The 26,606-nt window shown below is 46.6% G+C and carries 24 protein-coding genes; 12 read left to right on the plus strand and 12 right to left on the minus strand.

All coding sequences use genetic code 11. The features are described from left to right. Window positions 1–119 precede the first annotated feature (119 nt). Window positions 120–2,426, plus strand: a complete 2,307-nt coding sequence (locus PSE7367_RS18090; RefSeq protein WP_015166786.1) for an NACHT domain-containing protein — start codon at window positions 120–122, stop codon at window positions 2,424–2,426. Between the two features lie 17 nt (window positions 2,427–2,443). Here the strand turns inward: PSE7367_RS18090 and PSE7367_RS18095 are convergent, their stop codons facing one another. Further along, window positions 2,444–2,803 (minus strand): YkgJ family cysteine cluster protein, encoded by a 360-nt coding sequence (locus PSE7367_RS18095; RefSeq protein ID WP_041698607.1) that lies wholly within the window; start codon window positions 2,801–2,803, stop codon window positions 2,444–2,446. Window positions 2,804–3,137: 334 nt separating this feature from the next. On the opposite strand from PSE7367_RS18095, the gene PSE7367_RS18100 reads away from it, so the two are divergent. The 5 genes from PSE7367_RS18100 (at window position 3,138) to PSE7367_RS18120 (ending at window position 8,939) form a co-directional block, all read left to right on the plus strand. After that, entirely contained in the window at window positions 3,138–4,691 is a 1,554-nt protein-coding gene (locus PSE7367_RS18100) for a hydroxysqualene dehydroxylase (protein ID WP_015166788.1), read from the plus strand. Between the two features lie 383 nt (window positions 4,692–5,074). Beyond that, entirely contained in the window at window positions 5,075–6,670 is a 1,596-nt protein-coding gene (locus PSE7367_RS18105) for an NAD(P)H-quinone oxidoreductase subunit N (RefSeq protein ID WP_015166789.1), read from the plus strand. A 640-nt stretch (window positions 6,671–7,310) separates the two neighbouring features. Further along, window positions 7,311–7,796, plus strand: coding sequence for a globin family protein (locus tag PSE7367_RS18110; protein WP_015166790.1), 486 nt, complete (start codon window positions 7,311–7,313; stop codon window positions 7,794–7,796). Between the two features lie 180 nt (window positions 7,797–7,976). After that, window positions 7,977–8,462, plus strand: coding sequence for an allophycocyanin subunit beta (gene apcB / locus PSE7367_RS18115; protein ID WP_015166791.1), 486 nt, complete (start codon window positions 7,977–7,979; stop codon window positions 8,460–8,462). Between the two features lie 273 nt (window positions 8,463–8,735). Beyond that, window positions 8,736–8,939 carry a phycobilisome linker polypeptide gene (locus PSE7367_RS18120; RefSeq protein WP_015166792.1) on the plus strand — a complete coding sequence of 68 codons (204 nt, stop codon included), beginning with the start codon at window positions 8,736–8,738 and terminating at the stop codon, window positions 8,937–8,939. 148 nt (window positions 8,940–9,087) lie between these two features. Here the strand turns inward: PSE7367_RS18120 and PSE7367_RS21630 are convergent. The 3 genes from PSE7367_RS21630 to PSE7367_RS18140 all read right to left on the minus strand — a co-directional run bounded on the left by PSE7367_RS21630 (window position 9,088) and on the right by PSE7367_RS18140 (window position 11,300). Then, a protein-coding gene (locus PSE7367_RS21630; RefSeq protein ID WP_156800356.1) for an IS1 family transposase occupies window positions 9,088–9,809 on the minus strand; the annotation gives its coding sequence in 2 pieces (ribosomal slippage) (window positions 9,088–9,503 and window positions 9,503–9,809; 723 coding nt in all). 213 nt (window positions 9,810–10,022) lie between these two features. After that, window positions 10,023–10,484: a gas vesicle protein K gene (locus PSE7367_RS18135; protein WP_015166793.1), complete on the minus strand. Its 462-nt coding sequence runs from the start codon at window positions 10,482–10,484 to the stop codon at window positions 10,023–10,025. Between the two features lie 48 nt (window positions 10,485–10,532). Further along, a complete protein-coding gene (locus PSE7367_RS18140; protein ID WP_015166794.1) occupies window positions 10,533–11,300 on the minus strand; it encodes an ADP-ribosylglycohydrolase family protein in 768 nt (255 codons plus the stop codon). 309 nt (window positions 11,301–11,609) lie between these two features. Here PSE7367_RS18140 and PSE7367_RS18145 point away from each other — a divergent pair, with 309 nt between their 5' ends. Next, on the plus strand, window positions 11,610–12,089 hold the full coding sequence (locus PSE7367_RS18145; protein WP_156800430.1) for a hypothetical protein: 480 nt from the start codon (window positions 11,610–11,612) through the stop codon (window positions 12,087–12,089). 177 nt (window positions 12,090–12,266) lie between these two features. Here the strand turns inward: PSE7367_RS18145 and PSE7367_RS20795 are convergent, their stop codons facing one another. Continuing rightward, window positions 12,267–14,621: a choice-of-anchor Q domain-containing protein gene (locus PSE7367_RS20795; protein WP_015166796.1), complete on the minus strand. Its 2,355-nt coding sequence runs from the start codon at window positions 14,619–14,621 to the stop codon at window positions 12,267–12,269. Between the two features lie 98 nt (window positions 14,622–14,719). Further along, the gene (locus tag PSE7367_RS23025) at window positions 14,720–14,854 is read right to left on the minus strand and encodes a hypothetical protein (RefSeq protein ID WP_264314161.1); all 135 of its coding nucleotides are present in this window, start codon (window positions 14,852–14,854) and stop codon (window positions 14,720–14,722) included. Between the two features lie 236 nt (window positions 14,855–15,090). Here PSE7367_RS23025 and PSE7367_RS18155 point away from each other — a divergent pair, with 236 nt between their 5' ends. Both PSE7367_RS18155 and PSE7367_RS18160 read left to right on the plus strand, forming a co-directional pair. Next, window positions 15,091–15,882, plus strand: a complete 792-nt coding sequence (locus PSE7367_RS18155) for a ParA family protein (protein WP_015166797.1) — start codon at window positions 15,091–15,093, stop codon at window positions 15,880–15,882. Beyond that, the gene (locus tag PSE7367_RS18160; protein ID WP_015166798.1) at window positions 15,875–17,074 is read left to right on the plus strand and encodes a coiled-coil domain-containing protein; all 1,200 of its coding nucleotides are present in this window, start codon (window positions 15,875–15,877) and stop codon (window positions 17,072–17,074) included. Before PSE7367_RS18155 ends, PSE7367_RS18160 begins: the two co-directional genes overlap by 8 nt. Window positions 17,075–17,107: 33 nt before the next feature. Here the strand turns inward: PSE7367_RS18160 and lipA are convergent, their stop codons facing one another. The 3 genes from lipA to PSE7367_RS18175 all read right to left on the minus strand — a co-directional run bounded on the left by lipA (window position 17,108) and on the right by PSE7367_RS18175 (window position 20,315). After that, a complete protein-coding gene (gene lipA, locus PSE7367_RS18165) occupies window positions 17,108–18,004 on the minus strand; it encodes a lipoyl synthase (RefSeq protein ID WP_015166799.1) in 897 nt (298 codons plus the stop codon). A 300-nt stretch (window positions 18,005–18,304) separates the two neighbouring features. After that, window positions 18,305–19,132 carry a methyltransferase domain-containing protein gene (locus PSE7367_RS18170; RefSeq protein ID WP_015166800.1) on the minus strand — a complete coding sequence of 276 codons (828 nt, stop codon included), beginning with the start codon at window positions 19,130–19,132 and terminating at the stop codon, window positions 18,305–18,307. 223 nt (window positions 19,133–19,355) lie between these two features. Next, entirely contained in the window at window positions 19,356–20,315 is a 960-nt protein-coding gene (locus PSE7367_RS18175) for a GDP-mannose 4,6-dehydratase (protein ID WP_015166801.1), read from the minus strand. 774 nt (window positions 20,316–21,089) lie between these two features. On the opposite strand from PSE7367_RS18175, the gene PSE7367_RS18185 reads away from it, so the two are divergent. The 3 genes from PSE7367_RS18185 to PSE7367_RS18195 all read left to right on the plus strand — a co-directional run bounded on the left by PSE7367_RS18185 (window position 21,090) and on the right by PSE7367_RS18195 (window position 24,454). Continuing rightward, window positions 21,090–22,142, plus strand: a complete 1,053-nt coding sequence (locus tag PSE7367_RS18185) for an NAD-dependent epimerase/dehydratase family protein (RefSeq protein ID WP_015166804.1) — start codon at window positions 21,090–21,092, stop codon at window positions 22,140–22,142. 69 nt (window positions 22,143–22,211) lie between these two features. Continuing rightward, complete coding sequence (locus PSE7367_RS18190; protein ID WP_015166805.1) at window positions 22,212–23,273, plus strand: NAD-dependent epimerase/dehydratase family protein; 1,062 nt, start codon at window positions 22,212–22,214, stop codon at window positions 23,271–23,273. An 80-nt stretch (window positions 23,274–23,353) separates the two neighbouring features. Continuing rightward, window positions 23,354–24,454 carry a glycosyltransferase gene (locus PSE7367_RS18195; protein WP_015166806.1) on the plus strand — a complete coding sequence of 367 codons (1,101 nt, stop codon included), beginning with the start codon at window positions 23,354–23,356 and terminating at the stop codon, window positions 24,452–24,454. A gap of 132 nt (window positions 24,455–24,586) precedes the next feature. On the opposite strand, the gene lepB is transcribed toward PSE7367_RS18195, so the two are convergent. The 3 genes from lepB to rsfS all read right to left on the minus strand — a co-directional run bounded on the left by lepB (window position 24,587) and on the right by rsfS (window position 26,603). Further along, window positions 24,587–25,321, minus strand: coding sequence for a signal peptidase I (lepB, locus tag PSE7367_RS18200; protein WP_015166807.1), 735 nt, complete (start codon window positions 25,319–25,321; stop codon window positions 24,587–24,589). Between the two features lie 199 nt (window positions 25,322–25,520). After that, entirely contained in the window at window positions 25,521–25,742 is a 222-nt protein-coding gene (locus PSE7367_RS18205) for a ferredoxin-thioredoxin reductase variable chain (RefSeq protein ID WP_015166808.1), read from the minus strand. Between the two features lie 429 nt (window positions 25,743–26,171). Then, entirely contained in the window at window positions 26,172–26,603 is a 432-nt protein-coding gene (rsfS, locus tag PSE7367_RS18210) for a ribosome silencing factor (protein ID WP_015166809.1), read from the minus strand. Between the last annotated feature and the right edge of the window lie 3 nt (window positions 26,604–26,606).

Here is a 26,606-nt window from a genome sequence, read left to right on the forward strand (position 1 = left end):
TTCCTGATCTGAAATTAATTGCATGAAAAATCTGCCCCGTTTTGGCTTTTTGGCCAACCTCTTGGTTTTATCTGTAACAGGAGGATAACGCCATTCTACCCTCAGACTACCTGTTGTATATGTCGATCGATCGCCAACTTTCCCCCGATCAGGAAAGGGTTTTTTTGCTGAAGTTTGGTGAGGATCTGGCCGATGCCACGATCGCCAGTCAATTGCAAATTTCCGAGGAAGCCTACCGCAAGCGGATGGGCGAGATTTATAAAAAATTCGATATTGAGGGCAAAGGCCCCGGCAAACAAAATCGCCTGTTGCGTTGGTTGCAAGCCCAGCTAAATGACTATGATCCGCAGTCAGAGCAAAGTAAAAAGCCACAGCATACTGACCTGGACGCGATCGTCAAAAAGCTGCGCCAAGGCAGTCAGGGAATTTTGCGCGAGCGCTGTGGCACAATGCGGGTGCTGGATATGTCCTATCCGATTAACCTCGAAGACATCTACACCAATGTGGATGTGTTGGAGAAAGTTAGTAGTCAACGGCGGTTTGATCTCAGCGATATTGTGACTGGCTATAGCCCGATCCATCGGCGTTTACGATTGAGTGATTTGGGCGATGGGCGGATTTCGGCGATGGAGGCACTCAAGCGCCATGAAAAGCTATTTGTGCTGGGCAAACCGGGGGCTGGCAAAACCACATTGCTGCGCTACACAGTGATGCAATGTATGCAGGGGACAATGTTTGCTCATTTATTGCCCATTTTTATTACCCTACGCCAGTTTGCGATCGCTGAATATCAGCCCCGCTTGCAGGAATATGTGGTGCAGGAGTTTAGTAACTACGACATTGGTGATGAGTCGGAATTACTGAGCATTTTGCGCAATGGTCGGGCTTTGATCGTGCTGGATGGCCTGGATGAGGTCAAAGAAGAAGAAATCTATCGGGTCACGGAAGAGATCCGCAGTTTTTCCGAGCAGTTCTATGCCAATCGCTTTATTATTAGCAGTCGGATTGCTTCGCAGCAGTATATTTTCGAGAAGTTTGCAGAACTGGAAGTAGCTGACTTTGATGCTGCCCAGATTTTGATGTTTGCGACCAAGTGGTTTAGCCACCGCCATGATTATGCGGAAAGGCTGATTCATAAGCTGGAGCAAAACCCGCCGATCGAAGAACTGGCCACCAATCCCCTCTTGCTAACCTTGCTTTGTCTGGTATTTGCTGAGTCGGGCGAGTTTCCCAATAATCGATCGGAAATTTATAAAGAAGGCTTGGATATTCTGCTTAAAAAGTGGGATGCCAAGCGTAATATAGAGCGCCAGCAAATTTATAAAAAACTATCCACTCAGCGCAAAGAGGGCTTGCTCTCCCATGTGGCCTTAACAACATTTAGCCAGGGGGAATATTTTTTCCGGCAAGATCGCCTAGAGCAGGCCATCATTGACTACATTCGCAATTTGCCCAATGCCAGTAGTGATCCAGAAATGCTCCAGCTAGACGGAGAAGCGATCGTGAAGGCGATCGAGGCACAGCATGGCCTGTTGGTGGAACGAGCCAGGAGTATTTATTCATTTTCCCATCTTACTTTTCAAGAATACCTGGCGGCCAGGGAATTGGTCGATCGCTCAGATCCTCAGACTCGCAATGATCTAGCCACCCGCATTACTCAACCGCGCTGGCATGATGTCATTTTGCTGGTGGTGAGTATGTTACGGTGTGCCGATGATTTTTTGTTGCTCTTAAAACAACAAACCGATGCCCTGATTGCTACCGATCAAAAGTTACAGGAGTTATTAAGCTGGGCTAATCAAAAGGCAACTGCGATCGATGTCCCTAGCCAACCCCAGGCGGTACGAGCTTTTTATATTGCCTTAGCCCGAGCTAGCCATCAGACCGAGGCGATCGGCATTGCCCATGCCCTGGCGCGGATGCTGGTGTTGGATTTAGATTTAGCCCGCAATCTCTCTTTGAAGCTGGAGCTGGCTCTTGATCTGGCCAAAGCCTTTGATCTCAATACCGACCCTGGTTTAGATTTGGAGTTAGATCTAAATCTGGCGCTAGAATATGCCGCCGAACTAGAGATGGATGCCCTGGCTACTAGCTTGGCTCAGATGATGGCCTCACTCCCCCAATTGGAGACCGCGACTTCTGCCAATCATGATTCTGATCATAGTGATCACTGCGATCACAGTAGTGCTATTACCTGGGAGCCGTGGATTGCCCAGTTACGTCAGTTGATGATCGAACATTGCCAGATTGGCTATGACTGGAGCCTAAACGATCGCCAACTGGAATTATTGCGCCAATATGTGGAGGCAAATCGCCTGATTGTGGATTGTCTGGCCAGCGATTGTTATGTGACTCAATCGGTGCGGAAACAAATTGAGCAGGGTTTGTTACTGGCAACTATTGGCGATCGCTTAAATCTTTATTAAACCAAGCCAATCACAAATTATTGCTGAACTAACCCCACTGCCTGATTAAAATCATGCCATTCCCGTGAATCCTCGCCATAGACATCGGCGATCTGCTCCTGGCAGCAATCGATCGCAAATTCGTCTAGCTCCTCTGGCTCGATCCCATACATATCCTTAAACACACTAGCTTCAACCCGGCAAAACCGAGGGCGAGTATCGTAAATCTGGCAGGTGCGATTGTGGCGATCGAAATTAATACACCAGCCATCTTCGCCCACCATGCTCAGATATTGTGCCAGTTCAGCCTCACTAAGATAAGTATCCAGTTCAGGGCGAGCCGTGGGGTCAAGATGACAACAAGCACCGCAGTTTTTAACACATTTCCACATAATCATCTACTTGGCTTAAACAGATCGCCTACGCTTTAATCAATTAGATTTCTTGACACAAATGCTTGAATAATTGCTGAGATTACGATTATCACGTTTCCAGCCTGGACTTTTACATAAGTTCTATGCCGATCGGCAATGACTGCTCAATCTATCCTAAACCAGGAGTTGCAGTGCGAGTTTGCATACCTTAAATCATCTTGAAATCATCTTGTCGAACTATGCGCTTGATTATTTTAAAGATCGCCCGTGGGATATACCGCTTTCCTGAGTGCGATCGCTAAACTCAAATTGCCATACCTAATAAAAATTACCTAATAAAAATTCAGGATATTAATTAATGTCAGCCCCAGATCCAACCACCAATCAATTTGATTCAACCAATCCACCAAGGGTCGTAGTTGTTGGTGCTGGCTGGGCTGGCCTGAGTGCTACCTATCATCTGGCTAAACAGGGTTATGATGTGACCCTATTAGAAGCTGGGGCTTATCCTGGTGGACTGGTAGCCGGGTGGGAGACTGAAGGAGGGCGATCGGTTGAAGCAGGTATTCATGGGTTCTGGTATCCCTATGCGAATATTTTTAATTTAGTTGATGAGCTGGGCATTAAACCCTTCACCGATTGGACGCGATCGGGGCAATATTCGCCAGCAGGTTTGGAAGTAGAAGCGCCTATTTTTCAAGATTTGCCAACCCTCCCCTCGCCCCTGGGCACATTTTTATATACCAAGTTTAAACGCCTACCCCTTAGCGATCGCCTCTCTGCTTTGCCGCTGATGTATGCGTTGCTGGATTTTGATAACTCGCCGGAAGCATGGCGCAGGTATGACGGCATCACAGCGCGAGAACTATTCAAGCAATATGGGGTTTCCGCCAGGCTTTATCATAAATCCTTTAATCCCATGCTGCTGGTGGGTTTGTTTGCCCCCGGTGAACAATGTTCAGCCGCCGCTGCCCTGGGGATGCTCTATTACTTTATTCTGGCGCATCAGGCTGATTTTGATGTGGTCTGGTGTCGGGGCACAGTGGGCGCACAAATTTTCCGCCCCTGGGTAGCAGAAATTGAACAATTAAAGGGCAAAATCCAGGCCAATCGCCGCGTGGTGGATGTAAAAATCGATCCCGATCGTGACCAAATCACCGAGGTGATCGCCAGTGGCGAGGCAGGCAGTGAAACTTACCCCACCGATGCTGTGGTGTTTGCAGTGGGAATTACGGGTTTGAAAAAGATCGTGGCTGGTTGCCCAGCGTTGGCCGATCGCCCTGAGTTTCGCAACATTAACAATCTAGGCGCGGTGGATGTGCTGGCAACTCGGTTCTGGTGCGATCGCCCAGTTAAGATTCCCCATGCTTCTAATGCTTGTTTTGGGTTTGATACCACCACGGGCTGGACGTTCTTTGATCTCAATGCCTTGCATGATGAATATAAAGACGAACCAGGCACAGTGGTGGAGGCTGATTTCTACCATGCCAATCAGTTTATGCCAATGAGCGATGAGGCGATCGAAACACAGGTGCAGCGCTACCTGGCCACTTGCCTACCGGATTTTGCCAGTGTGGAAATTGTCGATCGCAGCGTGATTCGCTTGCCCCAGGCGGTGACCCATTTTGCGCCTGGTAGTTATCAATATTTGTTGCCGACCCACACCAGCTTTAGCAATGTGTTTATGAGTGGCGATTGGATTACGACGCAACATGGTTCCTGGTCGCAGGAAAAGGCGTTTGTGACTGGCCTGGAGGCGACCAACGCGGCGATCGCGCATCTGGGCTATGGCGATCGGGCTGGCATTATTCCAGTGGCGGCGGATGAACCGCATATTCAACTGGGTCGGGCGGTTAATAAGCTGGGACGGGATTTTGCGAAGAATTTTTTACCTGAGTTCTGGTTGCCATAGTGTGAATAGCAATCGCAACTTTGCCGCAGTAATCGCACTCCTCAAACAAGCGGTTGCAATTAGTAGCAATTAAACAGCAATTAAAAACCGATCGCAATACATATCATAAATAGTTCGATCGCCCTCGATCGACCCAACCAGATATACTCTTAGGTGGTGATGAGGGTAAATATCTCTTTCTATGTTTACTTAGAGCACCAAAAATCCCTACTCACTTAACTTGTGAGATCTTTGTCTGCTAGGATCAGCCCTCACATAAGAGCTGCTTATATTCATTACAGGCAAAACTTAACCAGAAATTAGACAAAACTTGACCTAGCCAGTTTCGCAGACTGCGATTCACCGCTAGAATGCAAGGTTAGAAATAAAAAATTTACAAGAGTATGGATTTTGCAACTCTCAGTACCCTGCTCAACACAGGGGTGATTCTGCCAGAACTGATCGTAGTCGGTGCGATCCTGGTGGTGTTGGTAACCGATCTGGTCGGCGGCATGAAGGCCACCAAGTCATTACCATTCATTGCGATCGCCGGACTGCTAGCGGCAGTAGCGGTATTAATTTGGCAATGGAACGGCCTCGCCAATCCGATCGCCTTTCTGGGCAGCTTTAATGGCGACAAACTCAGCATTATCTTTCGGATCGTGATCGCGCTTTCGGCTGTTTTGACCATCCCCGTCTCGGTAGCCTATCTCCAGCAATCGGGCGTGGTGACCGGCGAATATATTGTTATTCTGCTGGCTGCCACCCTGGGCGGCATGTTCCTGGCTGGCTCAGACGACATGGTGATGATATTCGTGGCGCTGGAAACTCTCAGTATCTCTTCCTATTTACTGTCCGGCTACACCAAACGTGATCCGCGCTCCAACGAAGCTGCGCTTAAATATCTATTAATTGGTGCGTCTAGCTCTGCCATATTTTTGTATGGCATGTCCCTGCTCTATGGCCTGACCATGGGCGAGACCAACTTGCGCATGATCGCTTCGGCTTTAAGCGAACCAAGTTTGGCCTTAATTATCGCAATGGTGTTTGTGGTTGGTGGTGTGGCGTTCAAGATATCAGCGGTGCCTTTTCACCAATGGACTCCCGATGTATATGAAGGATCACCCACGCCGGTGGTGGCCTTTTTGTCGATCGGCTCGAAGGTGGCTGGTTTCGCCCTGGCGTTGCGATTCATGGTAACTGTATTCCCGTTGATCTCAGAGCAATGGCACTATGTGTTTGTGGTGCTAACCATTTTGAGTATGGTGCTGGGGAATGTGGTAGCGATCGCCCAAACCAGTATGAAGCGGATGCTCGCCTATTCTTCGATCGGTCAGGCTGGATTTGTGATGCTGGGCATGGTGATCGGCACTGAAGCCGGATACGCCAGCATGGTGTTTTACCTGTTGATCTATCTATTCATGAACATGGGCGCATTTGCCTGCATGATTCTCTTTTCATTGCGCACTGGCACTGACCAGATCAGTGAATATAGCGGCCTCTATCAAAAAGATCCGCTGCTGACGCTGTGCATGAGTATTTGCTTGCTCTCGTTGGGCGGGATTCCACCGCTGGCAGGCTTCTTTGGTAAGCTCTATATTTTCTGGGCAGGTTGGCAGGCTCAAGCCTATGGCCTGGTGATTTTGGCTTTGATTATGAGTGTGGTTTCGATCTATTACTACATTCGCGTGGTCAAGATGATGGTGGTCAAAGAGCCGCAAGAGATGTCTGAGTCGGTACTTAACTATCCTGATGTGAAGAGTACGGCGGCCTGGTCTAAGCTGGGTATGCAGCAACTGAGGGTAGCCGTGATCGCCACGGTGATTGTCACCAGTGTGGCTGGAATTGCCTCTAACCCATTGTTTTCGATCGCCAACAGTTCGATCGCCCAGACTCCTTTCTTGCAAACAGCTAAACAGGCTAGCGCTGCTAAGCTCAATGTTTCCAGCATTTCTAGCCCGATTGATCTGGTTGCGAATGAGATTAAAACTCTTAATTAGTATTAGTTATGCACCTGCGTAATTAGCGTAATTATGCGTAGGCAACAAAAAATTAATATCTGCCGATAGTTGCGATCGGGCGATCGTGAGATCGGTGGTTAAAAGTAAATCATCCCTGGATTTTCAAAATTCTGGGGATTTTTTATTCAGACTAGAATTTGGCCAAACCCCTTTAATGCAATAATCACATTGTCTTGATGCAAATATCCCTAAGTTTATATACTCAGCTTCTATGCCTAAAGGTAGAGTGCTTTTTCAATATAATTATCTGAATTGTTAAGAAGTGTGATCATAGCGGCCGATCGCCGATACATTGCTTCAGAATAATTGAGAGCTTAGTTGCCAATTGGTTGATCAATCAAGTAAGCAGGGTAATCGGAATGGGTTGCTGCTGCTAGCGATCGATCCAGTTGGTCTAAGCATAAATACAACTTTTATATATATTTTTGTCGGACACTTTAATTTCTGTAAAAGTTAACTAAGGTGTGCCGTCAAGTGTAAAATGACATCTAGAGACCTAATTCTAAAGGCGTAGATGCTTAGCCCAAAAGTGGTTGAGCGATCGTGTCGGCTGGTCTCATTGCATTTGTATAAAAATCATAAATTAGTTAATCAATAACTAACGGAGAAAACAGATTAGATGAGTGTAGTTACCAAGTCTATTGTCAATGCTGATGCTGAGGCTCGTTACCTTAGCCCTGGCGAACTAGATCGGATCAAAAGCTTTGTTGGTTCTGGCGAGCGTCGTCTGCGCATTGCTCAAACCCTAACCGAATCCCGCGAGCGCATCATCAAGCTAGCTGGCGATCAACTATTCCAAAAGCGTCCTGACGTAGTTTCTCCCGGTGGTAATGCCTATGGTGAAGAAATGACCGCCACCTGCCTCAGAGACCTAGACTATTACCTACGTTTGGTTACCTATGGTGTAGTTTCCGGCGACATCACCCCAATCGAAGAAATTGGTTTGGTGGGTGTGAAGGAAATGTACAACTCCTTGGGTACGCCAATTCCTGCGGTAGCTGAAGGTGTGCGCTGCATGAAGAGTGTTGCTGGTTCTTTGCTATCGTCTGATGATGCTAGTGAAGCTGGTTTCTACTTCGACTATGTAATTGGTGCAATGCAGTAATGAATGCCGCCTGGCATTACCTTAGCGTATTGTCTCTAAGTTTCTGAGCACAGATGAACTAAGTTCTTAACTATATGGCTCGATCGAGCTTATAGGTTCTGAATTTAAATCTACAACTACTCAGAATCTCCCTAAACTAAAAACCTATTTGCAAACCGATAAATTAGAAGATAAGCAAAAATGCAAGACGCTATTACCTCTGTCATCAACTCCTCCGACGTTCAGGGTAAGTACCTTGACGCCGCCGCCATGGAAAGGCTAAAAGGCTATTTTGCAACTGGTGAGCTGCGTGTTCGCGCTGCTGGTGCGATCGCTGCCAATGCTGCCACGATCGTTAAAGAAGCTGTAGCCAAGTCGTTGCTATATTCTGATGTAACCCGTCCCGGTGGCAACATGTACACCACCCGTCGTTACGCTGCCTGTATTCGTGACCTTGACTACTATCTGCGCTATGCTACCTATGCCATGCTAGCTGGCGATCCTTCCATCCTCGATGAGCGTGTACTCAATGGTTTGAAAGAAACCTATAGCTCCCTGGGTGTGCCCGTAACCTCCACCATCCAAGCAATCCAAGCCATGAAAGAAGTAACTGCTTCCTTGGTTGGCGCTGATGCTGGTAAGGAAATGGGTGTATATCTAGACTACATCTGCTCCGGTCTAAGCTAGGCTATTTATTAGATAGCTTCTAGATTTCTAGATTAGATTAGGAATTGCAGCAAGCGGTAGCGGTAGGCAGCCCATTTCAAGGCATTGCAGGCTGTTTAGCTTCAAAGCATTGACCTGTGGTTACCTATTGCGCCGCTTCAGCTATATTCGGTTATTTCTAGCGCTGAAACTATATTCAAGATTTAAAAAAAATCTCAGCCAATTTATTTCCATACCAATTAGATTAATTCAGATTAATTCAGATAAAAATTTTTTAAAGGAGATTGTATAGCCATGCGCATGTTTAAGATTACTGCCTGCGTGCCTAGCCAAACCCGGATTCGGACTCAACGCGAACTACAAAATACTTTCTTTACCAAGTTAGTACCCTACGATAATTGGTTTGCCGAGCAGCAACGGATTATGAAAATGGGTGGCACAATCATGAAGGTGGAATTGGCTTCTGGTAAGGTTGGCCGTAATACTGGCAATTCCTAGTTTGGTTACTTTTTTAGTAGAACTATTAGTAGAACTAGCAGAGAGCCTGAAGCTAATGTTTGCATGGTGCGATCGCCTACCAGGAGTTGCTTAAATCCTCGCCATCATAATTATATTTTTGCCAATTAAATAAATTAAAGTGGTAGTGCTATACAAGTAAGGATGAGTTGTAATGATGCACAAATAACCAGATAGCGCCAACATGGTTAGCTAACTTTTTCGAGAAAGAAAGAGATTTGCGAACCAGTCTTGAAGCTCTTTGCCTAAGAGTGCAATTAAATCGCTCAATTTTGTTTGTCAAGCCTGAACCTTTGTCCACTGGTTGATGACGCATACTCGGAACTACCTGAGCATAGGCACGCCAGAAATCAGTGTAACAAACCGCACATTGTCGATAAACGGGTGGTAAAGACTGCCATAATCCTTGAGCACCAACCTCATCTCTAGACCCGATATGCACTCCTACGATCTCCTTAGTATTAACATCTATAGCTAACCAAACCCAAACCTTGACTCGTTTCTTGCCTACAAAAGACCACAGCTCATCCATTTGAATGGTTAAGTGCCCTTTTTTTTAGCCTGTACCTGCACTTGTTGGGGCACTTGAGCATATTTGTGATTAACATATTGCTGTAGCCATCTTGGTGATACACCTACAACTCTGGCAATACCTGCGAGTGAAACCCTCTCTAGCAGAAGTTTGTCGATTTGAGCTTTAGTCTCATTAGCGATATATTTCTTCTTAGAATTGGCTACAAATTGTCTATTGCATTGTTTACATTTGAAGTTTTGTTTACCGTTGTGAATTTTGCCATTTTTGACAATTTTGAGTGAATTGCATCTTGGACAAGTTAGCTTAGATGTATCCATGAGAGAGAATTTTTGTATCTTCTATCCCATTATCCTTACTTCTGCATGACTACCATTAAAGTGATAACTCTGCCTGGTGGTGGGGTTTCTCTTTTGTGAGGGCTTTTATTTCAAACTCTGTAGATCGAACAAGGGCATAATGCTTTAATCGCAACGTTTACGACAACTTTTAGGTGTTGTTTATTTGTTGTATTTAACTGGACTTAACATGAGTTATTGATCGCGTTTGACGATCGAACTGCTAGAAGTAAGCATTAGTTTTAACTTCAGATCAATCAGCCCAAGCTGTGCCAGACCAATTTGGACATCCCCCTCCAGCACAATCCCAGAGGCAATAAGCCGATCGAGCAATTCCAGGATCGAGGCATCGCCCGATTCTTGCCCCGGATAATAGCTGCCTGGTTTGGGCAAAAGCTTACCAGCATCCCCCAGGTCTAAATTAAGCTCCTCTGGATCAATGTCAAGTACCTCGCAAAGGGTGAGCACCTGCTGTTCTAGGGCTTGGAGGCTGTCAACTGCTCGATCGATCTCAGCTTCAGTGAGCAAATCCGCTTCCATCCGCCTGATGATCTGGGCTTCCATCAATTGGCGCAACAATTCCACCAGGGTCAACACCAATGGCGCTAGCCCAGATTTATTTACTTTGATCGGTTGGATCGGCGCATTGTCGCTCATTTAATCATGCTACTAATAATTCCCCGCTTAAACCAGGGTAGAGTTTGCTTAGTCAAATCGAGCCATGAAAGCCTTGGTCACCTGAAGCAGGCGATCGTCAAGTTTAGCTAGGGCTTGCGTTGCAATCAACTCAGGCACACCCGCATAAAATGCCTCAGCAATCCCACCGGTAATACAAGCCAGCGTATCACTATCACCACCCAGGGAAATAGCATTACGGATCGCATCCTCAAAATCAGTGGATTCTAGAAAAGCCACGATCGCTTCTGGCACTGTTTCCTGGCAGGACTCATTGAATTCATAGACTGGCCGAATTTGCGCAAGCGATCGGCTCAGGTCATAGCCAAACGTCGTTTCAATGTAAGTCTTTATGTCAGCTTTGGGTTTACCAGTCCGCGCCAGGAAGATCGCCGCTGCCGTAGCTTGTGCCCCCTTGATCCCCTCTGGATGGTTATGGGTTACCGTCGCACTTTCCTCTGCCACCTTTAAAACAGTTTCCAAATCATTGAAAGCAAAGCCCACCGGACTAACCCGCATGGCCGAACCATTTCCCCAACTGTTGTAGGGTTGGCTATTGGTGGAACTAGCCCAGGCATGGAATCTAGCGCCATAGCTCTCATGGGGATAGAGTTGATAGTATTTCTTGATGCTGTCAGTATAGTTGCCGCCATTCAGGATCACATCGGCGATCGCCACCGTTAGCACCGTATCGTCAGTAAAGAAAGAATTGGGCGCAAAAAATTCAAACTGCTTAGTTTTTATATTGTCAAATTCATAGACTGAACCGACAATATCACCTACGATCGCCCCTAACATAATTTCCTGGCCAAATTTCTACGCAAAGCTGCATCCTAGTTTAGCGGATTGCTAAGTTTTTATTGATGTGATCAATATTTTACTCCCTCAACAATCTAGACATTTTCTCTAGCAATATTGCCATCTTGTAAATCAGGTTGGGGCATAATTAAATTAACTCTTGCAAAGTTTGGATGCTGTGTAGTGAGCGGCGCAAAATTTCAGCTCTTGTGTAAAAATTTAGGCAAGAAGTCTTGATCTGTATGTAAAGCCTCTTGCAATTTTAGTCGCCTAGAGTCAATTGCTAAAGCCAAAGAGAAAACAAGGAATATGATGTTCAGCAGATCCAGAATGAAATTGATCGCCCTAACCTTAGTTTTAGCTAGCCCGATTGGTGGCTTCGGCATTACTGATAAGCAGGCCACAGCGGCAACAATCGCACCAACAACTTTACAGACCATAGACCACAGCACGATCGCCCAGGCCAATAAGCAGTATGAATGTCAGCAGATCGCTAATGTGTTTAGCATGGGGAATGGCTTCCAGAATACTGGCAATTTAAACTCTTCCCAGAACCTGATTGATAATTTGCTGGTGGGGATGCAGGGCTTGAGCCTGAGCGATCCCAAGTTGCGAAGCTTGCAAACTCGCTATATTCAGTATTTTAGTGCGGCTAGCCAAACCCTGACCGCCGGGAGTCAGTCGGCCAATGATGATGCCCAATTAGAACGATTAATCACCCTTGCCCAGGTAAATAGCAGCCTTGGTAGTTCTCTGGGGCAGGAATTGGTGGAATATTGTTTGCAATAGATCACCAGCTATTGATAAGGGGGCATCAGTTTTTTAAATTGAGCGCTCCCATTACGGATAAATAAAAATACTAAACAAAAAAAGACGATCGCGCCTAAATTTTAGGGGCAGCGATCGCCATATATTATGCAGATTTATCAGCGAACTGACTAACCGCTTGAGATTACTTAAAACTACTTAGACAAACACCAAATCAGTGACGGTGTTAATCATCTGCTGCTGCACGATCGCCACCAGATCGCCACCGTTGAAGATGCCCTGACCAGTGAGATTATTTACCGTGGTATTCGGCACAAACGTATAGTCGGCCAACATGCCATTCAGCACGATCGTATCCGCGCCAGAGTTGAAATCGCTGATGTAGGCAAAGTCGGCATTACCGTTACCCAGGTAATATGCACCAAAGCTAGCGCCGAGGATAAAAGTATCTGCACCAGCACCGCCACCACCAGTGAGGCGATCGAATTCTCCAGTACCAGTGCCGCCGCAAGCACCATCCATCGTGTCGTTGCCTGCCCCACCGTTGAGGAAGTCATTGCCCAGGCCACCACCAAGGAAGTCATTACCTAAACCGCCATTGACCCGATCGATGCCATCACTGCCGAACAGGCTGTCATCACCACCGTTGCCATTGATTGTGTTGTTATTGGCATCACCGACGATCGTGTCAGAGCCGGGGGTACCAAAGGAAGTATTACCAAAGACCAGAACACCCGCGGAGTTTTGCAATTCAAACGCACCGATGTCAATTCGGCCACCAAAGACCCGATCGAAGCCTGTACCACGCTGATCGAAGTCAGGGGGAGCGACGAAGTTAGGATCGCCATTGTTGATCGCTACGCTACAGCCATCGCCCAAAGCATGAGTTTCAGTTGGGCCACCATTGTCGGCCAGGGGAGAAAGGCCAGGATCGATCGGATCCATTGCCGTGCCCACAAAGTCATCGTTGGCGTTGGGAATGCCAGCGGGGAAAATACCCTCAACGCTAGTATTATCACCGATCAGGTTAAAACCACTGGAAACAATTGGACTACCATTAGAGTCGAAAATATCGGGGCTATTGGTAATAGCAGTATTGGTAGCAATAATTGTATTACCAATGGTCAGGCTAGTTGTATAGGTGGAAATCCCACCCCCAAAATTTGCTTCGTTCTCAGCGATCGTGGTGTTATTGATATCTACAGTAGAAATACCAAAGTAAGCTCCGCCACCAAAGTCTGCGGCAGTATTACCACTAATGGTACTGTTGGTAATATCAACAGTATCTCCATCAAAGACAAAAAGGCCACCACCTCCAGGAGCTCCAAAGAAAGGAGCGGCATTCCCATTGGTGACGTTGCTGCTAATAGTGCTGTTCTCAATTGTGAGCTGATTATTGTTAAATATATAAACACCGCCACCCCCTTCGCCATCGGCAGTGTTGCCACTAATAGTTGTATCAGTGATCTCAACGGTATTATTGTAAAGGCTGAATGTACCACCGCCAGCTCCACCGGCACTGTTGCCACTGATGGTACTTTCAGTGATAGTTAGGCTAGGATTGGGATTCATACCACTAGCTGCATAGGTATGAACCCCACCACCATCACCACCAGACGTATTACCAGACACTGTGCTAAGAGTGATTGTAATATCGTTGCCGTTATTGCCATAAATACCACCACCGTTATCATTGGCAGCATCATTATTACTGACAATTGAATTGGTGAGCGTCAGATTACCATCATTAGCAAAGTAAAGACCACCACCGTCACTATCCGCAGTATTACCACTAATTGTAGTGTTGGTGATATTAACAATGCCATAATCCTGAAAGTGGAGACCACCGCCATCATCACTGGTATAGTTGTTATTGATGAATGAATCGGTAATAGTTGCATTCCAGTCATCGTGGAAATGGGCACCACCACCATCGTCAGCAGCAGTATTACCAGAAATGGTACTACCGGTAATAGTTGCTGTACCGCCATCATAAAAGTACATGCCACCGCCATAAGAATTGGTGGCAGTGTTGTTAGTGATTTCGCTGTTGATAATGCTAATAGTATGGTCATTGTAGCCAGCGATCCCACCACCTGCATTATCCGCAGTGTTGCCCGTGATCGTGCTGTCGGTCACGTTCAAGGTTGCGCCAGAAATCAAATCGATCGCGCCGCCATCTTCACCAGCAGCGGTCACATTACCACCAGTGAGAACCAAATTATCAATATTCAGCGTCGCGCCCGCATTGAGCACATCAAAAATCCGATCGTCGCCTAGGCCCGTGGCATCGACAGTAGCTTGGGCAGCGCCATCGGTCTCGATCGTAATCGTATCCGCATTGAGAATATCTAGATCGCCAGTTGCGGCTACATCTTCACCCGCCCCCACCAGGGTCAGAGTATAGATCAGACCACTTTCCAGGACGATCGTATCGACCGCATCGGCATTGGTATTCGCTTCGATGATCGCTTCGCGCAAACTATCACCAACACCAAGCCCAAGGCCACCGTCATTTTCGTCCAGCGTCGTTGTAACGTTAATTACTGCCATTCAGTCAAAACTCCTCACATAAGAGCAAATAGTTAAAAGTCAAAACCATAATAAGGCAAAAAACTCGAGCAAAGAAAAATAGATATTGCTTGTTCAACTCACAGACCAAAATCACGATCGAGGCGATATGCATCCTGTAGTTGAGCGGATATCGTCAGAAGCTTTTCAGGCATTGAATATAGAGCCGCAGATTTCTGGAATGGTTCTGCTGCGATCGCCTTATGGCCAGTCAATCAGGCCTGAATTATGGTTGCTGCTTAATAAAAATTTGGAATACCTTTTTACTTTTTAGCTTGACTCTGTTAACCTTTGCTTGTAAAAATTCTCCAATTAAACCAAACCCCTAGATCTAGGGTTTGCATAAATGTATATCCTTTGCTGATTCATGCTTGGAGAATGACTATCACCCTAATACTGCGCACCGCTCCGATCGATACCTACTAAATATATTGCTCAAGGCTCAAGTTAAATGGCTAAGGTAATAGCATTCACCAATAACAAAGGCGGCACCGGCAAGTCCACGCTATGTGCCAATTCTGCCAAAATCACAGCAATGACAGGAGCGCGGGTTTTAGTGATCGATATGACCTCGCAAACCACCAGTAGTAGCTTGTTTTTAGGCGAAATAGAAGCGATCGAAGAAGCCGATACAATTCTGTCGATCCTCAAGAAACGTCCCGATAAACACATCGAAGAATTAGTATATGAAAGCCCCAAAGGGATTGATGTGATTGCTTCCCACGTATCAATGGCAGAGGCAGTTACCCAGCTTTCCGCAATGCAAATGGGCAAGGAAGGCGCACTCAAGCGCGAGATCGATCGCATCGTTAATGACTATGACTATATCTTTATTGATAGCCCCGGCGATCTCAATGAGCTAACCGCCAATGCCCTGGTGCCAGCGGATAAGGTCTTAATCCCAACCCGCCTCAACCGCACCGACTTTCAATGCACCGAAACCACAATCCGTTTTATTAAGGAGGCCGAGGCTTTCATTGGGGCACGCCAAACCAAGGTAATAATTAATATGCTCGACGATCGCTACTTGCCCTCTGGGATTTGGTCGGCCTCACACACCGGCAAATTATATGGCCTCGCCCAAAAAACCTTTAGTGATGTACTATCCCCCGTAACTATTCCCGATAGTGCCGATATTCGGACTGCCTTCGATCGGGGACTAACCCTGGTGGAATATAAACCAGACGGCGAAGCAGCCAAGCGAATCAAAGAATTAGTGAAATGTGAGGTGATCAGTGAGTGAATCTTCCCTGGCCAGAAGTCTTTTTTCGGGTAAGGAGCCTGCCAAAGCCAAGAAGCAGACCTTGCGCAAGAAATCAGCAAAAAAAGCTCCCAAAAACCCGCAAAATGTGGTAGAAGGTTCGGCACAGGAGCCAAATCCTCGATCGAAAAATGTTAGTGCTCAGCAGCCTGATGCGGCAAATAGTTTAGATGGTTTAGATCAGGCCAAGAGTAAAGAGCAAGTTAATCAAAATTTGATCGTAGATGCGGATCAGTCGATCGACCGAGATCAAGTTGAACAAGTTAGAGATCCCAAAGCCGAGCTAGAGCTGGAGTTAAAGGTTATGCGCGAAGAAATCACAATGATGCGATCGCATTATGAAAACGAGTTTAAGCAGAAAGACGAATATATCGCGCAGCTAGAAGCGGAGATTATCAAGCTAGAGCAAAATTTAGCAGGGCTGGGCACCGACGGTAACTATACCCAGGGCTCGATCGCAGCTCAACAGGCCGAACAAATCCAAACCCTGGAACAGCAGAACCAGGAGCTAAATTCTTGCCTCGATCTGATCAAAGCTAACAATGACGAGTTGAGCGCTAAGTTTAATCAACAATTTGCCACCTTGACCGTATTACAGCAATCCCTGGCCGATTCGGAGCAAAACTCAAAGCGATCGCAAGCCAGAGTGGTAGAGCTAGAGGAACGAGTGGCAGAACTGCAAGAGCAAGTGCTTAAGCAAGCTGGCAAAGCCTCAGAATATGAAGCAGCGATCCAACATTGGAAAGAGCAATCCTTGAACCATCAACGCCGTGCCCTCCATCTCAGCGGCGCATTGGAGAAGTTGCTAGACCAAAAAGACCAGCAAAAACAACATCCTCGCGCTGGATTGCCAGCCTCCGCCAGTATCCCCCGACCAATCACCCCCCAGGCGGTGCGTGCGGTTGCTAAGGTGGCCCCAGTACCAGAGCAAGAGTTTACCAGATTTGAGCAACAGGCTCAGCCATCATCACAATTAGACCAAACCTCACCGACCTATCGGCCGCTTGAACCCTATCAGCCCAGAAATCAAAGCGATCATCGCAATGGCAACAATGGCAGCGATGGCAGCGATCGAGTGCCTGCCGCAGTGGGTGCAAGCAATGGCGTAGAGGCTCAGGCTCAAAAGCAAACCAGAAAAGTTGACCTGCCTTCTTTCTTGATTCGCAATCGCTAATCTTTGGCTTAATTATTTAATTTGAATTGAGCTTTAATTGGGTAGGCTGGGCATCAGGTGTTGTCTGGGATAGAGCTGCATCAATGCCTGCACCTGTTCCGCATGGTAAGAACTACGCGTTAGAGGGCTGGATACCACCTGCAAGAAACCCATTTTCTGGCCAGCTTCCTGCCAGGCCGTGAACTGATCCGGATGCACAAATTCATCTACGCCCAGATGCTTCTGGGAGGGTTGTAAATACTGGCCGATCGTAATGATGTCGCAATCAACCGATCGTAGATCTTGCATCACCGCTAATACCTCGTCGGCAGTTTCACCCAAGCCCACCATAATGCCCGACTTGGTATAGACCCAGGGGGCAATTTGCTTGGCGCGTTTTAGTAGTTCCAAGCTACGCTGATAATCACCCTGGGGTCTGGTGCGTCGATAGAGCCTGGGTATGGTTTCGGTATTGTGGTTGAGCACATGGGGCTGAGCTGCCAGGATTGCCGCAAGCGCATCCCAATTGCCGCAGAGATCGGGGATGAGTAGTTCGATCGTGGTGTGGGGCATGGCCTGCCGCACTTTATTTACACATTTATCAAACTGAGATGCACCGCCATCGGCTAGATCATCCCGATTGACCGAAGTAATTACCACATGCTTCAGTCCCATTCGGCGCACTGCTTCGGCGAGGCGATCGGGCTCGGTGGGGTCAAGTGCCTGGGGCTTTTTCTCGAAGTCAATATCACAATAGGGGCAAGCACGTGTACAAGCAGGCCCCATAATCAAAAAAGTAGCCGTTCCCGCATTAAAGCACTCGCCAATATTCGGGCAGGAAGCTTCTTCGCATACCGTGTTCAGGTTCAGATCGCGCAGAGTTTCTTTTACTTCGCCTACGCGCTGCCATTGCGGTGCTTTTACTCTCAGCCAGTCGGGTTTGGTGGTCATAGCTTCAGGATCAGATTAGTAAATTTAAAACTAAGCGCTCAACAGATGGAGGTATTTTTATCTTAGCCAGAATTTGCCTAAGGAAGATGGCAAATGCCTTTCGTCAGTCCCAATCGCAATACTAACTAATGCTTCGATCGATAACATTGCGGCAAATAATACCCCAGAGCAGGAACTAACTTAAATAGTTTAACTCCTCTGCCAGGGCGATCGCCGCAGTTTTAGCCAATTTGTCCTTACAAATCTGATGATTCTGGCTTTGCCATATTGAACTTTCACAAGGCAAGGCTAAGGGTAGATTTACCTCGCATTAGGCTTTAGTGCGCCTTTAGTACCCCAAGCGGCGATCGTGGAGTAATACAACACCCAGGTACGCGGATTATCTTGTTCTTGCAAGAAAATCTCTACATCCTGAGCAGATACTGTACCTGCCTTGATTAACTTCTCGGCAATATGCGATAGCGACATCTTCATCATCCGTGCCATTTTCGAGCCACCCGGAGCTAATTTTTGGGCGGCGGCAGCACTCACATTCTGTAAGCCATGCTGTTGCAACAAACTGGGCATTTGGCGGGCGATCGCGGAATTAACCTGTAACACCTGATGCAATTTCAGCACCCCTTTAAACATCCGATCCATTACTGCAAATTTGCTGGCATCTTCAACCGCAGCGGGGGCTTGATCAAGAAAATCCGGCTCTTCGATTAAAATCTTGCCACCGGGTTTGAGTGCCTGCACCAAATTAGCGATCGCCTTGTTATAGTCCTGCACATGCACCAGCACATAACGCAGGTGGATCAAGTCATACCTATTTGGTTCAAGATCCATTGCACAAATATCGCCCTGGCGGATTTCTAGATTTGGTAACTCTGTTCCAGAAATAAACCGGGGATCGAGATCGACCGCCACCACCTGGCCAGTTTCACCCACTCGATCGCAGATCCAGCGCATCACTGAACCAGCCCCGGCTCCGACCTCTAGGCAGGTGTTGCCCTGGGAGAGTCCCATTTTTTTCAATTGGGCAAATGTAGCCGGATCAAAGATTTCTTCGATCAATTGCAACCTCACCAATTCACTGTCAGCGGTGGTATTGGTAAAGATATAATCCTGTTCAAGATTGAGGCTCATGGTTTTTGGTTTTTAAAATGGTTCAAAACTCTGCTTGGCAAATGCTTTTTTATGCTGCTTTTGAGATAACTAACCTTAATGTTAAATGAGTCGAACATTAATAAGTTTGCTGTCTTTCGCTAATCATATATTCATTTACCGTCACCATATTCAAGTTAATCTAGTTGGTTTAGCATCACCCAACTGTGCGATTGCTTGCCGATTAGCGATCGACTAATCCACCCTAAACCATCGCACCCGTGAGCAACCAATCACGGAAATGCTCTAAACCAGTGATGAAGTCGGTATTGGGTGTATAGTCCAACAGCGCCTTTGCCTTCTCGACCCTGGCAAAAGTATGGCTGACATCGCCCGGCTGATTGGCCATGAACTCCAAATTAGCCTCCACTTCAAACACCTGTTCCAATCCCTTGATCATCTCGATCAAACTCACGGTGCGATTGTTACCCAGGTTAATAATTTCGTAGCTGGTCTGGTCATAGGCGATCGCGCCAATAATGCCCTGCACAATATCGCCCACAAAGGTATAGTCACGGCTGGAACTACCATCACCATATACGGGGATTTTTTTGCCAGCGGTCATCAATTTGGCAAACTTATGGATCGCCAGATCAGGGCGTTGGCGGGGGCCATAGACCGTAAAAAAGCGCAGCGCCAGAAACTGAATCCCATATAAGTGACTATAGACATGGCCGAGCAGTTCAGCACTAACCTTGGTACTGGCATAGGGGCTGATTGGCTTGAGTACATAATCATCTTCACGCCAGGGTAAATTGGGGTTTACGCCATAGACACTGGAAGAAGAGCCAAAAATAAATTTTTTAATCTCCATTTGTCTGGCTATTTCCAACAGGTTTTGGGTGCCATTGACATTCACCTGCTGATAGATAAACGGATTGGCGATCGAAGGGCGTACGCCAGCTCTGGCCGCTAAGTGAATAATCAGATCAAACTGGTGGCCGTGCAGTTGGGTTTGGAGAGCATTCAGGTCACAAATATCTGCCTCGATCAAGCGATAACTAGAATTGGCCAGATGTGGTTGAATATTTTGGCGCTTGGTCTGTGGATCGTAGAAATCATCAAAACAATCGATCGTAGTTACCTGCCAACCCTGCGCCAGCAAAAAATCCACCAGATGACTACCAATAAAACCCGCCCCACCAGTTACTAGAACTCTATTCATGTGCATATCCCCAAACCACAACGATCGTAATTTTATGAAGGGATAATACTACATTAACCAGATTTGGATAGATATTTGAAATCCTCAGCATGTGATTACAGTTAGTTGGGTAGGAGAAAACTAGCTACTTGATTAGCGATCGTTTTAAATGGGCTGGATGTTGGTTAGCGCCCCCGAATCTTTGTAATTTCTGGCTCGTCACTCCCGGCGATCGCCTTAAAATCCATTGCGACCCTAGAGATTTGTTTTCAATTGATTTGATCGCACTAACCTCGAACTGGCATTGTTGATTGGGAATCTAATGATTGCTTGGTTGGGAAATACTGGCTAAGCTAGGCAAATCCAGATTTGTAGTGATTACTTTTCCATAGTCATTAACATGCATTAACATTAGACCTGTGATGATTTAATCCTAGACTTAGTTGTTAAGTAGACTAGGTTCATTTCACGAAAAATCTGGATCAACAAATTGGGGGAAAGAGAGTTTTTAGCGATCGACAATAGCGATCGACAATGTTGACTAATCTGGATAGTGGCGATCGTAAATTGTCCCCAGCTTAGGCTCGTATCGATCGGAAATTTGAGCATTAGGCATGGCATAATTGCGACTAATTACTAATTGACTAATTACTAATTTAAGTAAGCTAGCTATGCCTGACTTGAGCCTAGGCAGCATCTATTGTCTAGATTAGATTCAGAAGATCATCTATGATGATGCCCTTTGCCTAGCATTACATCGACCAAACTTGAATTAACTTAACTGGCAGATCAACTATGAAAAAACTGCTCGTCACGGGATCATCGGGACTAATTGGTTCAGAAGTTTGTACTCACTTTGCTAATTTAGGCTGGCAGGTACATGGGGTTGATAATAATCAACGGGCGGTTTTCTTTGGTCAGCAGGGCGATACTCGCTGGAATCAGCAACGCCTCCAGGAAGACCTAAAGGGATTTGTGCACCATGAATTAGACATCCGCGATCGCCAGGGGATTCTGGCACTGCTGGAAAGTTTGCAACCAGACGCGATCGTGCATTGTGCTGCCCAACCCAGTCACGATCGGGCGGCGGCAATTCCCTTTGATGACTTTGATACAAATGCAGTGGGCACCTTGAACCTGTTGGAAGCCACCCGCCAACATGCACCAACGGCTCCCTTTGCCCATCTGTCTACCAATAAGGTATATGGCGATGCGCCGAACGAAATCCCACTCAAAGAATTAGAAACCCGCTGGGACTATGATGATCCTGCCTATGCCAACGGCATTGCCGAGACTTTTCGGATCGATCGATCGAAGCACTCATTGTTTGGTGCATCCAAGGTGGCAGCGGATGTGATGGTGCAGGAATATGGACGTTATTTTGGCCTGAATACCTGCTGTTTACGGGGTGGTTGCCTAACGGGACCAAGTCATTCTGGGGTTGAATTGCATGGTTTTTTGAGCTATTTAATCAAATGCAATCTGGAAGGGCGCACCTATAAAATTTTTGGCTATAAGGGTAAGCAGGTGCGCGACAACATCCACTCCCATGATGTGGCCAGGTTTATTGAAGAGTTTATTAAGGCTCCCCGCAGCGCAGAGGTATATAACCTTGGTGGTGGTAAGGATAACACCTGCTCGATCCTGGAGGCGTTTGCGTTGGCGGCGGCGATCTCTGGCAAAAAAATGCAGTATGAATATGTCAATCAAAACCGCGAAGGCGATCACATCTGCTACTACAGCGATCTGCGCAAAATGAAACAGCACTATCCTAATTGGGACATCACCAAGTCATTGCAGGATATCTTTGCGGAGATTATTGCCGCCTGGCAGGATCGATTGAGTTAATTTGCTGGATTTTAAAAGTTTTATGATCACTGTTAATTCAATCTAAATTCTTAAACCATTTGAGACAGCATGAAAATCTTAATTACCGGTGCGGCCGGGTTCGTTGGTAGCAGATTGGCAGAGGCGATCGCCCATTCGATCGAGAATATAGAGCTAATTGGGATCGATAACCTCTCTCGGCGCGGCAGCGAAACTAATTTAGCTTTTTTAAGTAAGCTGGGCTGCAAATTAATTCACGGCGATATTCGCGTCAATGATGATGTGGTGGAATTGCCCAAAGTTGATTGGATTCTGGATTGTGCCGCTATCCCCAGCGTAATGGCAGGGATAGGTGGGGGTTCTGCGCAATTGGTGGGGCATAACCTGATTGGTACGCTTAATTTGCTAGAAAAATGTCGCCGCGATCGCTGTGGCTTTTTGATGCTCAGCACCAGTCGTGTGTATGCGATTAATTCACTGTTAGAGATTAAATTAGTTGACAATGGCGATCGATTTACGCCCGACCTCAGTCAACCACTGCCCAATGGTTTTAGTAAATTAGGCGTGAATGAAAGTTTTTCTACCACAGCGCCGATCTCACTCTATGGCGCAACCAAGCTGGCTTCTGAGGTAATGGCCTTGGAATATGCTGCCACATTTGAATTTCCGCTCTGGATCAATCGTTGCGGGGTGATCGCTGGCGCGGGGCAATTTGGCAAACCGGATCAGGGCATTTTTTCATTCTGGATCTATCAATGGTTATGCCAAAAACCGCTTAAATATATTGGTTTTGGCGGCGAGGGCAAGCAGGTACGCGATTTTGTTTGCCCCCAGGATCTAGCGCGATTGATTCAGATGCAGCTTAATCAACCCGATCGCCAGGCTCCTAAAATTGTTAATGTGGGCGGCGGTAACGATTGTGCGATGAGCTTAAAAGAGCTTTCCGCCTATTGCCGTGCTAATTTGGGTGATGATTGTGCGGTCGCCTCCGTGCCAGAGACCCGCACCTTTGACATTCCCTACTATGTTACTGACAATAGCCTGGTCAAGCGGTCATGGGGTTGGCAACCGGAAGTGAAAATGACTGACACCCTGGCGGCGATCGCCAATTGGGCTAAGGCCAACCAACCATTGATCGAATCAGGGTTTTAGTTGGTTTATTTAATCTTTTGCAAGCCATATTTCAAATCACGCTTCAATTCGTAAGTAGTTAAATAGTTAAATAGTCCAATATGTCCAAACGTGTTCTGGTTCTCAATAACTATCCCTTTGAGCAGGTTTGGCAAGAGGTAAAGCGGGGCGAAAAACCCGATCATCACCTCTATGGCATTAATTATTTTCACACCAGAGGCTATGAGGTTGAGCTAGTCCCTTTTACTAGTTCGCAATTTTTGCAACAGGTAGGGCAGCTCTATCGCCGTAGTCGCTTGCCAATTCCCTTGGGTAATTTCGATCAACAATGGTCTTGCTGGCAACAGCTCAATCAGGCTGATTTAATCTATTGCCCCTGCCAGACTCAAACCCATTTGCTTAATTACCTGCGGGCGATCGGCCTGATCAAAATCCCGATCGTTTGTATTGCCCACCATCCCCTTAATTACGGCAAGCTGGCCAAACTACGCCAACCTTTTTTTGAATTGTTGGTCAAAGGTACAGATGCTTTTCCTAGTCTCAGTTCGGTGGTGGCAGCAGAGATCAATCAACTCGCCCATAGCGATCGCAAGTCTGGTTATCTGTCCTGGGGGCCTGATGCCAATTATTATCAAGCTAGCGATCCGGCTAGCGATCGAGTCGGTGAGGGGGTGATCGCGGCGGGACGTACTGGCCGAGATTTTCAAACCTTTGGTCAAGCCGCTTCGCAAACCAATGCCAAAGCGCAGATTATTTGCTTAGAAAGTGGCTATAACGACACCTTGCAGGGGTTTAGCCAGAATGTATCAGTGATGGCACTGCCAGATCATAATTACATGAAATACCCGCAGTTATTACAACTCTATGCTCAGGCGCGGATATTGGCGATTCCGGTGGTAGTGACCCAGAGCATTGCTGGTTTAACTAGTTTGATGGATGCGCTGGGGATGGGCAAGCCGGTGATTATGACCAAGCACCCATTAATCGATCTTGATATCGAAGCGCTGGGGGTGGGTAAATGGGTTGCGCCTGGAGATGTGGAGGGATGGCGATCGGCGATTCAGTTTTTTGAGGATGATCCAGATGCTGCCCTGGAAATGGGGCACAGGGCAAGGCAACTGGTGGAGCAGGGATTTAATTCTGAGGTGTTTAGTCAGCAGGTGATGGATATTTTCGATCGCTTGTTTGCATCAGCTACCTGAAGTTTATGGCGATTGATTCGTAACTAACTCAAAAACCATTTGCTAAAAATCTTTAAGCCAATGCCACTCCTACGATCGAAAAATTGGTTAGGGTTCTAATGTTCAAACTACCCCATTCTACAACCCCAAGTTTTAAGACAACTCTGGATAATCGGGATTATTAATCAAACCAAACCGATCGCCAAGCGGCCAGAACCGAAAGCTGGCATGGCCAATAATATTTTGTTTCGGCAAAAAGCCCCACACATGGGAATCATTACTGTAGTTGCGATTGTCACCCATCACCCAGAAACTATCTTCGGGCACTGTTACATAAACATTGAGATCGGCTAGCACCACCTGATTGCCCAATTTCCCGGCCGCGAGTAGTTCCTGCAGTTTGGCCTGTTCGGGTGGCCAGACATAATCTACAGGCTCCGCAATATACGACGCTTCATCCAGCGCCACATCATTTACAAAGACCTGATTATTATGAATACTAATTCGATCGCCTGGTAAACCAATAATTCGTTTGATATAGGCTTTGGTATTGTCCTGGATATAGGGCGATCGGGGTGGATAAAACACAATAATATCGCCGCGCTGCGGTTGCCCCAACCAGTAAGAGACTTTTTCGACAATTACGCGATCGTTGACCTGCAAAGTTGGCTCCATCGAACCAGAGGGAATGAACCTGGGTTCCAGCACAAAACTACGCAGCAAAAAAGCCAGCACCAGGGCGATCACAATAATTTTCACACCCTCAAACTTTTGAAACAGGCTCACGCGTTGAGTGTTGGGCTCGTCGGCAGTAATATCTGTTTGAGATCTAGATTCAGGATCTGGGGCGATCGTTGGCTCTTGGTCAGGTAAATCAGGAGAAGACATATTGGCGGTTGGTTAACGTATGGGTAATTAGGTTTGGATTTAGATTTAGATCCTGAACTTCGCCAGCCTGAGTTGGCATAAGAATAGCCATATTACTTGCCACGATCGCAGTAACTGTTCTCAAGAGGGCATGTTTTAAGATCACTTCTACTCCTTGCCAGCAAAGCTGTGGATGATCGCCAGCTAAATTGTCAGCAATTTAAACTAATTCCAACTCTGCCTCACTCAAATGCACTTTGAACTTCTTGCCCAATTGCACCTGGATCGGGTAGTTGGGGCTGATTGGTCGGCCATTCCAATCGGTAATAATGTTGACTATTTCACCTTCCATGCCCTCGATATCAAAAGCTTTGCCACGATGCTCTGGATGGGTATATACCTTGAGGGATTTATTTATTTTTACACGATCGCCAATTTTCATATTCTATCTAACTTTAATAGTTCCTTTGGTTATAGAGCTTTTAATTGATCTTTTGATTATGCAAATTTTAGGTTTAAGCCTTGGCACAGGTCTATTGTTGGTAACGCTCACCTAGCCTAATAGCTTCAGACTACCAGCGCTGTTACACAATTCCAACCCACGCATAAAAGATGGCGGCCAAATATTAAGTCTGGTGTACAGGATGCTCCAGACCTGAATAGACTACAGTAAATTGGTGCGGGATTTACCTCGCTACTTGTCAGCTTCTGCCAAAGGTTGAGCTAAATTCATGCTGCCCCATTGCCAATAAACTTGGACAAAGCAAAATCTTGACCGCGCTGAATTAGCAATCAAAATCAGGCTAAATTGCCTCATAACGCAATTACTGCAATGCCAATTTTAGCGAATAAAGCGGATCATCCGATCGAACTAAGCACTTTTTGACAGGGCAAACCGAGGCACATGCCCCCAGAATGCCTCCAGGTCATAAAATTCCCTTTCTGTCGGTTGCATCACATGAATAATCAGATCGCCGTAGTCCTGCACAATCCAGGTTGCTTCACTTTGACCACTAGAGCGAATCGGCTGCACGCCATATTGATCCTGTAAATCAGCCTTGATCGATTCAGCGATCGCCCTTACTTGAGCCCTGGAATAGCCAGTAATGATTAAAAAATAGCTCGCCAGCACCGAGACTTCACCCACGGCCAGAATCAAAATATCTTCACCCTTACGATCGTCGGCGGCAGCGGCAGCGCTCAGCGCCATCCGATAGGAATCATCTTCTTGAAATGCGGTGTGATCGATATGGGGAGTAAATTTTTGAGCCAGCTCAAGGATTTTGGTTGATTCTGCTGTCATAGG

This window comes from Pseudanabaena sp. PCC 7367 (assembly GCF_000317065.1).
Lineage (GTDB): Bacteria > Cyanobacteriota > Cyanobacteriia > Pseudanabaenales > Pseudanabaenaceae > Thalassoporum > Thalassoporum mexicanum.

Excerpts from the sequence above, each read along its gene's own strand:
- PSE7367_RS18090 (WP_015166786.1), top strand. The coding sequence starts at position 120 with ATGTCGATCGATCGCCAACTTTCCCCCGATCAGGAAAGGGTTTTTTTG.
- PSE7367_RS18135 (WP_015166793.1), bottom strand. The coding sequence starts at position 10,484 with ATGAGCGACAATGCGCCGATCCAACCGATCAAAGTAAATAAATCTGGG.
- PSE7367_RS18190 (WP_015166805.1), top strand. The coding sequence starts at position 22,212 with ATGAAAATCTTAATTACCGGTGCGGCCGGGTTCGTTGGTAGCAGATTG.
- lepB (WP_015166807.1), bottom strand. The coding sequence starts at position 25,321 with ATGTCTTCTCCTGATTTACCTGACCAAGAGCCAACGATCGCCCCAGAT.
- PSE7367_RS18100 (WP_015166788.1), top strand. The coding sequence starts at position 3,138 with ATGTCAGCCCCAGATCCAACCACCAATCAATTTGATTCAACCAATCCA.
- PSE7367_RS20795 (WP_015166796.1), bottom strand. The coding sequence starts at position 14,621 with ATGGCAGTAATTAACGTTACAACGACGCTGGACGAAAATGACGGTGGC.
- PSE7367_RS18110 (WP_015166790.1), top strand. The coding sequence starts at position 7,311 with ATGAGTGTAGTTACCAAGTCTATTGTCAATGCTGATGCTGAGGCTCGT.
- PSE7367_RS18175 (WP_015166801.1), bottom strand. The coding sequence starts at position 20,315 with ATGAATAGAGTTCTAGTAACTGGTGGGGCGGGTTTTATTGGTAGTCAT.
- PSE7367_RS18120 (WP_015166792.1), top strand. The coding sequence starts at position 8,736 with ATGCGCATGTTTAAGATTACTGCCTGCGTGCCTAGCCAAACCCGGATT.
- PSE7367_RS18095 (WP_041698607.1), bottom strand. The coding sequence starts at position 2,803 with ATGATTATGTGGAAATGTGTTAAAAACTGCGGTGCTTGTTGTCATCTT.
- PSE7367_RS18170 (WP_015166800.1), bottom strand. The coding sequence starts at position 19,132 with ATGAGCCTCAATCTTGAACAGGATTATATCTTTACCAATACCACCGCT.
- PSE7367_RS18195 (WP_015166806.1), top strand. The coding sequence starts at position 23,354 with ATGTCCAAACGTGTTCTGGTTCTCAATAACTATCCCTTTGAGCAGGTT.
- PSE7367_RS18105 (WP_015166789.1), top strand. The coding sequence starts at position 5,075 with ATGGATTTTGCAACTCTCAGTACCCTGCTCAACACAGGGGTGATTCTG.
- PSE7367_RS18205 (WP_015166808.1), bottom strand. The coding sequence starts at position 25,742 with ATGAAAATTGGCGATCGTGTAAAAATAAATAAATCCCTCAAGGTATAT.
- PSE7367_RS18185 (WP_015166804.1), top strand. The coding sequence starts at position 21,090 with ATGAAAAAACTGCTCGTCACGGGATCATCGGGACTAATTGGTTCAGAA.
- apcB (WP_015166791.1), top strand. The coding sequence starts at position 7,977 with ATGCAAGACGCTATTACCTCTGTCATCAACTCCTCCGACGTTCAGGGT.
- PSE7367_RS18140 (WP_015166794.1), bottom strand. The coding sequence starts at position 11,300 with ATGTTAGGGGCGATCGTAGGTGATATTGTCGGTTCAGTCTATGAATTT.
- rsfS (WP_015166809.1), bottom strand. The coding sequence starts at position 26,603 with ATGACAGCAGAATCAACCAAAATCCTTGAGCTGGCTCAAAAATTTACT.
- PSE7367_RS18155 (WP_015166797.1), top strand. The coding sequence starts at position 15,091 with ATGGCTAAGGTAATAGCATTCACCAATAACAAAGGCGGCACCGGCAAG.
- PSE7367_RS18145 (WP_156800430.1), top strand. The coding sequence starts at position 11,610 with ATGATGTTCAGCAGATCCAGAATGAAATTGATCGCCCTAACCTTAGTT.
- lipA (WP_015166799.1), bottom strand. The coding sequence starts at position 18,004 with ATGACCACCAAACCCGACTGGCTGAGAGTAAAAGCACCGCAATGGCAG.